We start from the raw sequence: 13878 nt of genomic DNA, 5'->3' as shown, positions 1-13878 counted from the left end.
GTTCTCCCTTTAAACTACTTTAAAACCGGCTGGTAGATTTTTAGGGTCAACCGCCCGTCATTTCTATCCTGGTTGTAATAATGCTCAAGAATTTTTTTATGGTTATCGCCGGCAGCGGCCATCCCCCTGGCCCCCCACTGGCTCATGCCTAAACCATGGCCGTGGCCTTTGCCGCTGATCTTTACATTGGTAAAGACTTTAGGAACAGTTTTTACACCCTCGGCACTTATTACATAGTAATTCCCATTATTGCCATTAAATTTACTCACCATGCCATCAACATTGGTGGCCAATAAATCCTTGGTCATGTTAAAAGTATCCAGAGTGCCAAAGGCTGTCCAGATATTGACCGTTGAATCAAGAGATATGGTAAACAGCGTACTCTTTAAACCAAGGACGGAACGAATTTGATCCCTGAAGAAACTCTTTACCCCCTTTTGTCCAATAATATCAAACTGGGTGACACGTTTGGAGGCGGTTTCATAGGGTAAATACTCCCGGGTTACCGGATTAATGGCCTGGCGGGAAGCCGAAAAATCCAGAATCTCCCCCACATTTACCTGGTTATCGGGGTGTTCACTATTCCATTTTTTTATCTGGTCTAAAAGTTCCTGCCGGGTAAACGTTTTTTCCCATTGATAGGTGACAGCAGGCCAACCGGCTTGCTGCGGAACCTGAAGGGCATGGGCATCCTCAGGCGCAGCTACGGGTTTAATATAGGGAATATTTGCGTACCAGACATTTTCAGCACTTTCTGTGTAACCACCCGAATTGGCATGAAAAAAGGCTTGAATTAGACTGTTATCATAATAGATTACGATACCCCTGGTCTCATCGACCGCTTTCTTCACCCGCTCTCCGCTCAGCACTTCCATATCATAACCGCCATAGACCTGCCAGAGCGTAGTGGTCCCAAGATCATAATGTAACTGGGGACGTTCCTTATAGTACAGAGCATAGGTGCGGGAAACGATGGCCTGCGCTTTGAGGGCCTCATCCGGAGCGGTCATGCCAATTTCTGCGCCTACCACCCCGTAAAGATATTGTTCAACATCAATAAGATTAATCATCTGTAATTTTCCATTCAAGTTTTCAATGAGCAAATCCCCACGATACCGCTTATTTTTGAAACGGAAAATATTCTGCTCTGCAGGATTCTTCTGCCGTAAAACAACTAAAGAACTGGCCAAGCCCCCAACCGGCTGTCCGTTGTTAGAGATCTGAATACCAGCGTTTCCCGCCGGGGCTACCACCCAGCTTCCAGAGCCGGGTACTGGGCTGATCACACGCTGCGTCATGTAATCAACTAACTCATAATTACCTTCCGAAACGGCAAATTCTGCAGAAGCCATATCCAAAGCCAGCGCCACTCTTAAGGAGGTGGGAGGTGCTATAATATAAGCACCCTGAACTCCAGAAGGAGGCATTAAAATTGTTATACCGAGAATAAAAATTATGTACATTGGCCGTTTCAGTAATTTCCACAACCCCATTGTTCAACCTCCAATTCTACAATCCTATTCTTTCTTCGACAAAACAGAAACTCTTTCCTCCTTAATTGTAAAAATTCCGTCCCCAATAACCCCGTCAAAGAAATTTAATAATTTCTTTGACAATAAAGAAATCCTGCCGGCGCAGGATTTTACTTTTTTTTACCTCCGGAGTTGTTGGAACCTCCTTTGACTGAATTACTATTGTTATTCCTGTTCTCATTCACGTCGTTTTTTTTTGTTTCATCAGTTCCAGTATTTATCTCATTTTTAACATCTTGTAGAGGGCCAGTATCTTGTGAGGGCACGCTCTCACTATCTTTTTTTTCCATGTGCTTACTTTCCACTTCTTTTTCTTCTTTGGGGTTTATTTTCTTGATTTCCTCAACAGTTTTCCTTTTGTCCTTTTTTTCCTCATCTTTCTTTTTGTCTTTTTGTTCTTTTTTATCTTTGTTGTGATCAGGTTTTTCCTGCTCCTTTACGTCAGGAGCTTTAGGCTTATTCATCACCGTTTGGTTATGGCGTAAATCCAGTTCTTTAAAAACATGTTTATCTTTCTGAGCTTTAGCAATTAATTCACCGGGGACACCACCCGCTTTTTTAATAGCCTTAACTATACTGTTACCCTTAATGTCATCCAGGGATACGTCCAATCCTTGTTCTAGAGCTTCCAAAAGAATTACATATTTACCCGGCGACACTCCCAATTCTTTGGCCTTATCATGGATTTCCATAGGTATTTCCACTATATCTGCTTTACCGGATAACTTGTGTTCCTCTAGAACTCTGGAAGCCAGGGCATTGAGGTCTTTTGTTTTTGTCAACTCCTTATCCTTACCACTAATAGTAATAACAATATTATTTTCATTAGAAGGTGAAAGGTATTGTTTCTTGACAGCTTCTTCCGTGATAACAGTAACAGCTTGGGATACATCAAGTTCCACTACATTAATTTTCTCTAGAATTTTGGCTCCGTCATCATTTAACCCTTTTACTTCGATAACTTTACCTTGATGGTTTATCCCCAATTCAATACTGGGATTGATATCAATGGTAACGTAGGCTACTACCTGGTTAGCTCCCGGCAAGACTCCTCCTAAGAACTGTATAGAAACGAAGACCAGGAGAAGAATACTTGCCGCCATATAAATAAGGTAATTTGCTTTGGGCAGATAAGTCTTTTTCAAGGGAACCGTAAACTCAATTTCACTGCTGAGGAGAGGAAGTTCTCTTTGGGACCACGGTACTTGTAAAAATTCTCCCTGGGGTGTTAAGACAATGACACTTTCTGCAGAAGTTTCCATCACTATTCCTTTTTTCTTCTCCGCCATCATCCTCACCCCTTTAACCCCTCAATATAATCGCCCAAATAAGTGAAGTCCCCCATCAAGACGATAGACAAAGCTATAATGTATTTACGCTGGCGCTCCAGGGTTTTTCTGCTGATACTCACTTCAGATTCCAATTCCTTTAATGGTAAGGCTTTTTTCTCTTCCAGGTATTTTCGGTATTTTCGGTTTTCACAAATAATTCTTGCCACCTGAAAGGCCGTTGCCCTGGCATCCTGGTGTTTGGGAGACGCTGCTACCAAGTCCTGGAGGGTAATGCCAAAATCTCGCAATTTTTTCTGATATTCCATGATTTCTTCCCGGCGGTGGCGGGCGATTTCCTCTTCCTTGTGACGGTCCTGGGACTCCTGCCACGTTAATTTATCTAATTTGTGGATGACTTCTTTATCCCCATCCTGGACAAGGGATGACCAGGGTAAAGATTTACCATCCTTGTTATTTTTACGGAAATTGTCTATAATCCGTCGTTTGATGACGGTTTCCGCAAAAGTAAAGAACGAGGTGTCTTTTTCTGTATCATATTTATCGAGAGCTTCATTAAAAGCAATCAAGGCAACACTTACTTCATCATCCTGTCCTAAATGTACATACCGATTACAAGACTGAGATGTTACTTTCAGAATAAAGGGCAGGTACTGCTGAATGAGCATTTCCCTTACCTCATTCCGGCCTTGTTGGACTTGGATGATAGCTTGGCGAATATCTAAGTCCAACACTATCACCTCTCAGTTAAATTTTTCGTAATTCATCATGAGTTTACGGGGGTTAACGCCGAAAAAAGAGATTCAATAACACCGTTAAAATTAAGCTTAAAAGAAGGGAAGTGGCCAGGGGGAAATAAAAGGTAAAGTTACCTTTATTGTAATAAATATCACCCGGTAAGCGGCCTAATCCGGTAAATTTACCCAATAAAAGAAAAAGTAAACCCATGAAAAAAAGAAAAGCACCGATACCAAGCAAAATTTTGCCGAATGATGAAAAGTCTCCCATCAATGGTCCTCCTTTCCTAACTCTTTGGTTTTCTTTTTGGCATATAACGATCTTTTTCACTGTAGATACAGCCACAGTACTGCTGGCGGTACATATTTTGTTCCTTGGAGACGGTTACAATCTCCTTAAAGCCCGGGCGGAAATCACAATAATAGAAAGGTATCCCCAATTCCTCCCCGATGGCAGTGCCTATCTCTTTGATCAGTTCATGTTTTTGAAAAGGGCTTACCAATAAAGTGGTAGTAAAGGCATCAAATTGCCCCTTCCTGGCAACCTGGGCGGCTTTTTTCAGGCGCAGGCTATAACAGATACGGCAGCGTTCCCCTTCCCGAAAGGCTACCTGCCGTAAAAATTCGTCAATTTCATAATTATCATCGATAATGACCGGTAATCCTGTTTTTTCCGCAAACTCCTGATATGTCTCCAGCCTCTTTTGAAATTCGGTGTATGGGTGGATATTGGGATTATAAAAATATCCCCTTACCTCATGCCCTTCTTCTAAAAGTTTCCGGGTCGGAAAAATACTACAGGGGCCACAGCAAGAATGTAACAAAATTTTCAATTTCATTCCTCCTACCAAAGGGTGGGTTCAACATCCTCTTTCTTGTTATAGCCAATACCAAGATGCTGGTACGCAAAGATTGTTGCAACTCTCCCCCTGGGGGTGCGTTGCAGAAATCCCAATTGTAAAAGATACGGCTCATAAACATCATCAATGGTGGTAGTCTCTTCGCTGATAGAAGCAGCCAGGGTATCCAGCCCTACAGGCCCTCCGCCAAATTTTTCAATAATGGAAAGGAGGAGACGCCGGTCGGTAGCATCCAAACCTAAGTGATCCACTTCCAAAAGATTGAGGGCATGGTCGGCTAAATCTTTCGTAATAATGCGCTGCCCCTGTACCTGGGCATAATCCCTTACTCTTTTGAGAAGACGATTGGCAATACGCGGCGTTCCTCTGGCTCTTCGGCCAATTTCTCTGGCTCCGTCTTTATCAATATCGATATTCAGAATTTTAGCCGCCCTCTCCACGATGGCTACCAGGCTTTCTTCGCCATAATATTCCAAACGGCTGATTACCCCAAAGCGATCCCTCAGAGGAGCCGTAAGATTGCCAATGCGTGTTGTAGCTCCCACCAGGGTAAAGGGTGGTAAATCCAGGCGGATGGAACGGGCACTGGGCCCCTTCCCTATTATAATATCGAGGCAAAAATCTTCCATGGCCGGATAAAGTACTTCCTCCACGGCCCTGTTTAAACGATGAATTTCATCGATAAACAGGACGTCCTTAGGCTGCAGATTGGTAAGAATAGCAGCCAGGTCCCCAGGCCTTTCAATGGCAGGCCCTGAGGTAGCCCTGATTTGGGCTCCCATCTCCACAGCTATAATATTAGCCAGGGTGGTCTTTCCTAAACCCGGGGGCCCATATAACAATACATGGTCCAAGGCTTCGTTTCTTTGCCTGGCAGCTTTGATAAAAACTGCCAGGTTTTCTTTTACTTTATCCTGTCCTATATAATCCTGCAAGCGGTTGGGTCTTAAGGTTATTTCCTCATTTTCCTCCTGGATTAAGTCCGGAGACACTATTCTCTCAACTGACATGGTTTCCTCCACTTCTAATATTTAGCCAGGGTCTTTAACGCAATGCGCAACAAGTCTTCCACAGAAGGGTTTTTCTGGGAAAGTGAATCCAAACTGGGCACTGCGCTTTGTGCTTCCGCCAGACTGTAGCCTAAGGCCACAAGGGCGGACACAGTTTGACTGCGTACATTATCGTTGACACTTGGGGAGAAGGCTTGCTCTACAATTTGCTCCTTACCCAACTTATCTTTTAGTTCTAAGATTATTCTTTGTGCAGTTTTCTTTCCTACACCGGAAATCCCGGTGAGCGGCCCTGCATCGCCCATCACGATGGTTCTTCTCAGTTCATTGACATTTAATTTGGATAGAATATTTAAAGCTAATTTGGGTCCAATGCCGGAAACCTGCAGTAAAGTGATAAAAAATTCTCTCTCCGTTATATCTAAAAACCCGTAAAGACTGAGTTCGTCCTCCCGGATATGGAGATAAGTATACATGATCACTTCTTGCTGTAAGTCTGGCAGTTTATGTAAACAACTGGCGGGTACGTGTAAACGATAACCAATCCCTCCTACTTTAAGCACAACATAGTTTACACCAGTTGTGATTAACTCTCCTTGTAGAAATTCAATCATAAAAAATCCCTCCTGGCCAACTGAGAGTAAAAAGAATGTCCGTGACAGATAGCCAAAGCCAGGGCATCAGCTGCATCATCGGGACGTGGTATTTCCGGTATATTTAATATGGCCTTTACCATAAACTGCACCTGCTTTTTTTCCGCCCGCCCATAACCTACCACGGCCTGTTTTACTTGCAGCGGTGTATATTCATGGATCTGTACTCCCTTTTGATAAGCGGCCAGCATCAATACCCCCCTGGCCTGTCCTACTTCCAGGGCTGTCTTCACATTTTTATTGAAAAACAATTCCTCAATGGCTATATGATCCGGTTTGAATTTTTCAATAAGATTGATCATACCGGTATAAATTTGATTGAGCCGTACGGCGCCTTCATCTGTTTTCATACTACAAATTGTACCATATTCCAGGAGTTTAAATTTATTTCCCGAATGTTCTAAAAGCCCGTAACCCGTTATGACCGTTCCGGGATCAACACCTAAAATAATAATTTTACTCACCTCATATCTAAACACCTTATTATTTATAGTATTCGACGGTAGGTGTCTATCTCCTTTTAAAAACTGTCCTAACAAGATTAAACCCCTGTCCTATTAAAGAACAAGGGGTTTATGATCACTCATTATATTCATCTAAACTGTCTAAAGTGGCAATAAGCTCTTCCCAATCGATAAATCCCAGCCTGCCTGATCTAATTTTCTCCTGAATCTCGACAGGTAAACTGCTGAGCATGATATCGGTATTATGAACAAGGCCTCCTTCTTTGCCAACTTCCACGGGGCCTACATAGGCTGCTACTTTTTCTCCTGTCTCATCAGGTTCTAAATGCCATCTCTCTTTATGCTCGGGACATAGCCCTGGCTGGATCTTTTCAATAACTACCTTATTTTGTTCCCACTTAATTTTCCAGTTGGCAGATTCAGGATACTTAGCCTCCAACTCCGTATATGTCATATTATTAAATTCATTCCTGGCGGTCCCGTCTATAAGTTTTTCCGTATCACACCCTAAATTATATTTTGAACAAAGAGCATATTGTTCTCGTAAATATACGGATGTACCAGCATGAATTACCTGCTGTTTAACGGGGGGAATCACCACAGCTTCTTCGGGCTTCTCCCCGGACCCGGGCAATAAGGTTGTATAATAGTAAGCAACCAGGGCACTTACTAAGGACACCAGGAATAATGATAAATAAAGGTACCTATATTTACTGATTCGCATATTTCCCCTTCTTTACCAGATTGGGGACATTCCTGCCCCCAGAGACAGCCCCGAACTTCAGCAGGTGTGTCCCCTTTCCTTATTATTATGGTTTCCCAAATGCCAAAAAATTATACATATTCTGGTAAGAAAGGTTCTCTGTTCGCAAAATAAAAACCGCTTTCGCGGTTTTTATTGTAGTTGTTCCATAATATCGTCAGGAATATCAAAATTGGCGTATACGTCCTGGACATCATCATGCTCTTCTAGGTAATCCATCATGCGCAGCAGTAATTTTGCCTGGTCCAGGTCTTTTATTTCCACGGTATTCTGCGGGATCATAGCCAGTTCCGCCCGGGTAAAGGACAAACCTTCTTTCTCCAGAGCCTCTTTGACAGCCTGGAATTCCTCCGGCGCGGTGATGATTTGTACTTCTTCCTCTTCAAACTTAATATCTTCTGCGCCTTTATCCACAACAAGCAATATTAAATCATCTTCACTGAGATTTGTTTTAGCGGGCTCTAACACCAATACCCCTTTTTTTTCGAACATCCAGCCAACGCAGCCGGTCTCACCCATATTTCCGCCGTTTTTCGAAAAAATGTGCCTGATTTCCCCGGCTGTCCTGTTTCTGTTATCCGTGAGGACATTGATCATAACGGCTACACCGCCAGGTCCGTATCCCTCATAAACCAGCTCTTCGTAGTTATTGCTATCCTGGCCGCCTGCTCCTCTCTGGATAGCCCTGTTGATATTATCATTGGGCATGTTAGCGGCTTTGGCCTTTTGAATGGCAATCTTCAAGCGGAAATTTGCTTCGGGATTAGCTCCTCCCATTTTAGCCGCAACTATCAGTTCACGTCCTAGCTTAGTAAAAAGTTTACCCTTGAGAGCATCTTGTTTTCCTTTTCTGTGTTTTATATTAGCCCATTTAGAATGGCCTGACATTTGAATTACTCCCCCCATCCATTATTGCTAGATAGTCATATGAAAGGCACAGGAAACACCTGTGCCTTTTTGCTCGCTATTATATTTTAGCATAAACTCGGTTTGAAAACAATTTCGTATTATCCTTTGTGAAGTACAAACACTTGAACAGTGCGTCTTCCCCACTTCAAGGCTTGTGCTTTTGTTTCAAAAAATAGGTCAATCCTGTTACCTTTAATAGCGTTGCCGATATCTAAGGCTGTGGCATAGCCATATCCCTCTATGTATAACCTGGTACCCAAAGGAATAACGTCGGGATCAACAGCCACAACACCCACAGAGGGCCAAATGTCTGTATATGTTCTATTTCCAGTATGGGTATAACCTGTGGCCACCATGTTTAAGACACGCTCAAATTCCAGGGTTTTACCACCCCTGGAAACTGTCTGGCGGTTTCCCATGGCTACAACCTCTTTCACCGGCTCCCTTACCACTATTTTTTGTATCAGTTTCCTGGCTACCTCTTTACCATCTTCCAGCACCACTTCGTAAACGTATTTTTCTAAGCCGGGTTTTCCTTTCTGTAAAACACGCTGTTCCCCTTTATAAAGACTCTCTTCAGGTTTGCGCTCAACTTCATAGGGAATATCCTTCTGTTCGGTCAGATTCTTATTGGTCACGCGAATAACTTTAATCTGGCTGTCCGCCGCTTCCTGTAATCCTGGGATTACCTTATCATGTGGGCCTAAGGCTACTCCTGCTTCATCCAATACTTCTTTTACCAGTTGGGCAGTGGTGTTAAGGGATATATTTTTTCCATCTGCTATAATTCCCACGGATTTAGCCCGCTTGATTTCAATAGACATACCGTCTGTCAGGGCCGCTTCTATACCTGGTATAACCTGATCATTTTCATTGATAATAATTTTTCTTTCCTCGATTAATTCTTTTACAGTTTTGGCTCCGGTTTTAATGGCAACACTTTTACCCTGTTCAATAAGGTTTATTTCATGCTTGCCCAGGGTAATCTTGCTTCCCATAAACAACAGCAGTAGAAGCAAGATCATAATCACAATGTTGCGTGTAAGCTTCATAGGTCACCTCCAACTTATTATATTCGACATGTAGACACAAATCCCTTCTTCAATAAAATACCCGTCACCCGTCTAGAGCAAACCAGATCTTAGAATGGTATGTCATCATGAAGCAAAAGACATTAATTTTATTTAAACAAAAAGGATTATGAGGATAATAGAGAGAACCATATATCATAATTTCAATAGGATTTCTAAAAATATTAAGGAGGTAAGCCACAATGATTGTTACCACAACCCCTAATATAGAGGGGTACAGAATCAAAGAATACTACGGGATTGTCGCCGGTGAGGCTATTATGGGGGCCAACGTGGTGAGAGATATTTTTGCCAGTATTACGGATATTGTAGGCGGTCGTTCCGGTGCTTATGAGGAAAAACTTATTGAAGCCCGGACAATTGCTATGGAGGAAATGAAACAAAGAGCCAGAAAATTAGGAGCAAATGCCATAGTGGGCGTGGATATAGACTATGAGGTTGTACGGGAAGGAATGTTAATGGTGACAGTTTCCGGAACGGCGGTAAGAGCTGAAAACTAATAATAATCATAAAGGGCAGAAATCTCTGCCCTTTACTTATTTGGGGACATTCCTGCCTTTTAAGAAATACCTAAGCTTCAGCAGGTGTGTGCCCTTTCCTTATTTCTTACACTTTCTTATTTTCTATTGTTATGGATTTTAGATTTTGGATAGCGGTTTCGAAATCAGTCCTAAATTGATTTAATTGGGCAGCATCGCCGGTTTCCAGGTATTTCACCAAATAAAGATAAGTAGAAGCCAGTTTGCCTAAAGACTCGGATAATTCCTTTTTACCTGTCTCATTGGCCTTAAGGCCATAATCTGATACCTGACCCCAAATTTCCCTCGCAAGTTTAATGTCTTTATCTTTAATTGCTTTTTCTGTGGTCTCTACAGTTTTGTTAATAAGCTTTTCCATGAGATCCGGCTTTTCAAGGACTTGACTGTCACAACCTACAAAAGCAAAGGAGAACAGGAATAAGAGTAAAAATACCTTTGTGATTTTACGCATGGCGACATCTCCTTTAATCCCTGTTTTATAGAGCATTCTCTTTGTCCGCAATTATTTATAGCACTACTCTTTACGATAAGAAAGGCGTAATTTATGTAATTCTACATAAAAGCATATTTTCCTGCTTAAGAATATGTCCCGGGGAAATTTTTGCCTACATTTTATTATATGATGAGCTGCTTAATTAAGACATAAATTTTTGGGTAAAACAATGGAAACCCTGGTTCCTTGATTAACTTCGGATTCAACACTAATTTTCCCCGAATGGTTTTCTACTATTTTATAGCATACGCTAAGGCCCAGGCCAGTTCCGTGTTCTTTAGTACAGGAGTTATGCAGTTGGTGGAAATAAATAGAAAATAATAACTCAAAAAATATTTTAAAAAAGATCCTAATTTTCGACAAAAAAGGTCTTGACTTTTTCGAAAAGCCCCCATAATCGCTTTGGATGGTATTTTTTACCATCACTCTAGCGATATGGGTGATGTTGATGAAGAAACTGTGTAAACCAACTTTCGAAAAAAAGGATCACGGTCAAGGTGCCGGAATCCCGGTACTCAAGACAATTTGGGATTTGTTTGACCTGTCTCTGCTGTTTTCCCAGTCCGGAATACGCAAACACTCCGGAATTCCAGCGTGGCTCCTGGCTTTTGCCTACATCTGCGGCCTTGCTAATCATTCAAGTTCTGCAAATCAAAATGCTAAGTTTTCAACGGAAGCTCCATTTTTACAACAACTGCTTTCCGGGCAAATCATCTCTCAAAGTGCCTTCAGCCGGTTTCTCTCCAAGCCCTTTCAGTGGCTCCGGTTCTCTTTGGGCAGATTTGCCAGGTTACAAGAAAACACGGATAGCAGGCTGACCGACGGCGATATCATTGCCTTAGACGATACTAAAATTGAGCATCCTCACGGTAAAAAAATCCCCTTTCTCTGTTGGCTCTTTGACAGTTCGGATAAGTGCCATGTATGGTGCATTAATCTTGTGTCGACCCTGGCTGTCTTAAAGAATGGGCTCGAATATCCTATGCTGTGGCGCTTCTGGGTTAAAAATGGCCAGGAGAATGAAAAACAAACCAAGCTTGATCTTGCTAAACAGATGCTCGCAGAGGTGCGTCAGTTGAACAAGGCCAGACTCTGGGTAGCCATGGATCGCTGGTTTTTGTGTAAAAAGTTCCTGAACTGGCTGATGGGTCAAAATTTTGACTGGGTTACCAAAGCCAAACGTAACACGGCGCTATTCAGGAAAATCTACGACCCGGTACTAGGAAAGGAACGCTACATTAAACTTAATCCGAAGCAACTGCTGCGAGAAGTTTATTCCCAGCTTCGGGTCCTTGGCAAAGAATCGGTTCTCAGTATTCCGGACATTTACATCAAAATGCCCTATGAGACCTTAACACGCAAGGGAAAACCCATTACTAGACAACGTTTTTTACCCATAGCTGCCATTGCAGCCACTTATGAGAAGCAGGCTGTCGAGGGCAGCATAGTTCTTCCGGAGGAAGAATGCCCGGCAACCTTCAAGGATGCGTATCTCCTGATAAGCAATCGCGTAGATACGCCGGAAGAAGCTGCAACTGCCTATGCTAAACGATGGAGAATAGAAGTTTTTTACCGCACCGCTAAACAGAATCTTGGTTTAACATCTTGCTATGCTCAGTCTGAAACAGCTCATTTCGCACATGTGGAGCTCTTGTTTACAGCGAAGACCCTTCTTTGTTATGCCTCTTGGGAGTGCAATAAAGAAGGCGCCGAACAAGCCCCCTCCCTCTGCGAAGTGATAAGGTACTTCTTCAACGCCGGTTGTCGGATCCGCTGTTGCGAGCAGTTGATCCAAGTCTATTTTGACACGGCAACCCAGCGTTTTTCAAGGCTTATTGATAAATTCTGGCCACATTCTTTGGAACTTAGGTTATGGAATTGGAAAAATTATCCTGAAACTGCATAACTACTGTTTAGTAGTATAGAAAGGATTAAAAATTTTCTCCATTTGCTCTTTTGTCATACCACAGCCCGTATCTTTGATGACTACATAAATATATTCGGCATCTGCGAACGTGTTAATAGTTAAGATTTTTTGGGGGCTATGAACCATGGAATCAATAGCATTTAAACAAATATTTAAAATAACCTGTGTAATTTGGTTAGAATCACAGTATCCTTCGGGAGGATCAGCTTCTAAATCAGTCTCTAATTGTATACCCTTGGCCGTACACTGTGATTCCAGTAATATACTCATATCTAATATAATTTGATTAAAATTGCAAATGGTAAACTTTGGTGTGCTTGGTTTAGCATATTGCAAAAAACCTTTCAATAAATTATTGACCCGGTCAATTTCTTTATTAATTACTTTAAGATAATACTTTACCTCTTCAGGGTCTTTCTTCGTTATATTTCTCTCCAGCAACTGAATAAAGCCTTTAATGGTTGTCAGGGGATTTTTTACCTCATGCACAATACCGGCTGCCATCTGTCCCATAGCTGCATATTTCTCATTCTCCAGTAATTTCTGTTTTTCCCTGTATAATTGTCGTTCGTTTTCCATAGTCTTGCTGATGAGAATCCCCAAAAACCAGATGAAACAGATAAAGATAAACTCATAATCAATATTATTTCTTTGATTTATTGTGTCAGAAACAATCACTACAAGAGATGTAACTCCCGCAATTAATATAGTATATTTAATTGCATAACGTAAAGCCACTAGAACTGTAGGTAAAACAATAATTACCCGTACCGAGGAATCGTTGGTTTGGGCTAGCAGCCATCCGGAAATTAAAAGAAATACGACCCTTAAAAATAATTCCAATTTACTGGGTACATTGCTGTATTTAAACTTATACAGAGTACCCATATAAATAATAACGGCAATAATAATGATGACTATAGAGGCAAAAAATTGCCATTCTAAGATGGTAGGAGGGTCTAACCTGCGAATTAAAATGATACTTAAAAAGGCTAGAAATATACATTCAACAATAAAACTATATTGTTCTATCTTATAAATGTTATTGTTTTTTTGAGCACTCAAATTACCCCTTCTTTCCTCAATAAATTTACGGGAACGAGGAGGATTTATTACGCTACTATATTCCATTTTTAAATTATATCTTAATTATTTCTTTTTATAAAGGTTGCTCTCTATATATAATGAAACAAACATATACCGAATTGGGGATATTTCTATCACCAAAGAACCTCCCAATCTTCAGCAAGTGTGTCCCCTTTCATTAAAAGAAAGAAGAGACTCGGTTGAGTCTCTCTTTTAAATAAATAATCCTGGCAACGACATACTCTCCCAGGCCTCGTGGCCAAGTACCATCTGCGCTGAAGGGCTTAACTGCCGTGTTCGGGATGGGAACGGGTGTGACCCCTTCGCTATTGTCACCAGGAAAACTTCGTTTTCAGTTATTAGTTACTAGTTATTAGTTATTAGTTATTTTATCTTTAATACATTAATTCTCTCAAAACTGCACAGAGGTTTTGCACACCGATTTCACCAGCAACTATTAACCAGTAACCAGCAACTCACCGCCTACGGCGGTGTAGGTCAAGCCCTCGGCCTATTAGTACCAGT

General features: G+C 41.7%; 16 protein-coding genes and 2 rRNA genes (1 of these 18 running past the window's edge). 2 read left to right on the top strand and 16 right to left on the bottom strand.

Features of this window, described 5'->3' with window-relative positions:
- Window positions 1-14: 14 nt before the first annotated feature.
- The 11 genes from BR63_RS02555 to BR63_RS02505 form a co-directional block, all read right to left on the bottom strand.
- On the bottom strand, window positions 15-1493 hold the full coding sequence (locus BR63_RS02555; RefSeq protein WP_034421757.1) for a SpoIID/LytB domain-containing protein: 1479 nt from the start codon (window positions 1491-1493) through the stop codon (window positions 15-17).
- Window positions 1494-1642: 149 nt separating this feature from the next.
- Window positions 1643-2824, bottom strand: a complete 1182-nt coding sequence (locus BR63_RS02550; protein WP_034421758.1) for an anti-sigma-I factor RsgI family protein — start codon at window positions 2822-2824, stop codon at window positions 1643-1645.
- A gap of 2 nt (window positions 2825-2826) precedes the next feature.
- Entirely contained in the window at window positions 2827-3552 is a 726-nt protein-coding gene (sigI, locus tag BR63_RS02545; RefSeq protein WP_051965664.1) for an RNA polymerase sigma-I factor, read from the bottom strand.
- Window positions 3553-3604: 52 nt separating this feature from the next.
- Window positions 3605-3829: a DUF2905 domain-containing protein gene (locus BR63_RS02540; protein ID WP_034421760.1), complete on the bottom strand. Its 225-nt coding sequence runs from the start codon at window positions 3827-3829 to the stop codon at window positions 3605-3607.
- 16 nt (window positions 3830-3845) lie between these two features.
- On the bottom strand, window positions 3846-4391 hold the full coding sequence (locus BR63_RS02535) for an epoxyqueuosine reductase QueH (protein ID WP_420825488.1): 546 nt from the start codon (window positions 4389-4391) through the stop codon (window positions 3846-3848).
- A gap of 11 nt (window positions 4392-4402) precedes the next feature.
- A complete protein-coding gene (gene ruvB, locus BR63_RS02530) occupies window positions 4403-5428 on the bottom strand; it encodes a Holliday junction branch migration DNA helicase RuvB (protein ID WP_034421764.1) in 1026 nt (341 codons plus the stop codon).
- 14 nt (window positions 5429-5442) lie between these two features.
- Complete coding sequence (gene ruvA / locus BR63_RS02525) at window positions 5443-6042, bottom strand: Holliday junction branch migration protein RuvA (protein ID WP_034421766.1); 600 nt, start codon at window positions 6040-6042, stop codon at window positions 5443-5445.
- Window positions 6039-6536, bottom strand: a complete 498-nt coding sequence (ruvC, locus tag BR63_RS02520; RefSeq protein WP_034421797.1) for a crossover junction endodeoxyribonuclease RuvC — start codon at window positions 6534-6536, stop codon at window positions 6039-6041. Before ruvC ends, ruvA begins: the two co-directional genes overlap by 4 nt.
- Window positions 6537-6660: 124 nt before the next feature.
- Window positions 6661-7269 (bottom strand): hypothetical protein, encoded by a 609-nt coding sequence (locus tag BR63_RS02515; protein ID WP_034421767.1) that lies wholly within the window; start codon window positions 7267-7269, stop codon window positions 6661-6663.
- Window positions 7270-7440: 171 nt separating this feature from the next.
- Window positions 7441-8196 (bottom strand): YebC/PmpR family DNA-binding transcriptional regulator, encoded by a 756-nt coding sequence (locus tag BR63_RS02510; RefSeq protein WP_034421769.1) that lies wholly within the window; start codon window positions 8194-8196, stop codon window positions 7441-7443.
- A 119-nt stretch (window positions 8197-8315) separates the two neighbouring features.
- On the bottom strand, window positions 8316-9269 hold the full coding sequence (locus tag BR63_RS02505) for a 3D domain-containing protein (RefSeq protein WP_051965665.1): 954 nt from the start codon (window positions 9267-9269) through the stop codon (window positions 8316-8318).
- Between the two features lie 221 nt (window positions 9270-9490).
- On the opposite strand from BR63_RS02505, the gene BR63_RS02500 reads away from it, so the two are divergent.
- Window positions 9491-9808 (top strand): YbjQ family protein, encoded by a 318-nt coding sequence (locus tag BR63_RS02500; RefSeq protein ID WP_034421770.1) that lies wholly within the window; start codon window positions 9491-9493, stop codon window positions 9806-9808.
- A 106-nt stretch (window positions 9809-9914) separates the two neighbouring features.
- Here the strand turns inward: BR63_RS02500 and BR63_RS02495 are convergent, their stop codons facing one another.
- Both BR63_RS02495 and BR63_RS02490 read right to left on the bottom strand, forming a co-directional pair.
- A complete protein-coding gene (locus BR63_RS02495; protein ID WP_034421772.1) occupies window positions 9915-10298 on the bottom strand; it encodes a hypothetical protein in 384 nt (127 codons plus the stop codon).
- A gap of 180 nt (window positions 10299-10478) precedes the next feature.
- Window positions 10479-10763 (bottom strand): ATP-binding protein, encoded by a 285-nt coding sequence (locus tag BR63_RS02490; RefSeq protein WP_034421774.1) that lies wholly within the window; start codon window positions 10761-10763, stop codon window positions 10479-10481.
- Window positions 10764-10788: 25 nt separating this feature from the next.
- Between BR63_RS02490 and BR63_RS02485 the strand changes: the two genes are divergently transcribed.
- The gene (locus tag BR63_RS02485) at window positions 10789-12246 is read left to right on the top strand and encodes a transposase (RefSeq protein ID WP_243269998.1); all 1458 of its coding nucleotides are present in this window, start codon (window positions 10789-10791) and stop codon (window positions 12244-12246) included.
- Here the strand turns inward: BR63_RS02485 and BR63_RS02480 are convergent, their stop codons facing one another.
- From BR63_RS02480 to BR63_RS02470, 3 genes are all read right to left on the bottom strand, one after another.
- Window positions 12247-13332, bottom strand: a complete 1086-nt coding sequence (locus BR63_RS02480) for a sensor histidine kinase (RefSeq protein ID WP_034426160.1) — start codon at window positions 13330-13332, stop codon at window positions 12247-12249.
- A gap of 246 nt (window positions 13333-13578) precedes the next feature.
- A 5S ribosomal RNA gene (gene rrf / locus BR63_RS02475) occupies window positions 13579-13693 on the bottom strand.
- 154 nt (window positions 13694-13847) lie between these two features.
- A 23S ribosomal RNA gene (locus BR63_RS02470) occupies window positions 13848-13878 on the bottom strand; it runs 3436 nt beyond the window's last position.

The sequence above is a fragment of the Thermanaerosceptrum fracticalcis genome, from assembly GCF_000746025.2.
Taxonomy (GTDB): Bacteria; Bacillota; Peptococcia; order DRI-13; family DRI-13; genus Thermanaerosceptrum; species Thermanaerosceptrum fracticalcis.
This window is presented reverse-complemented; position numbering and strand designations above follow the sequence as displayed.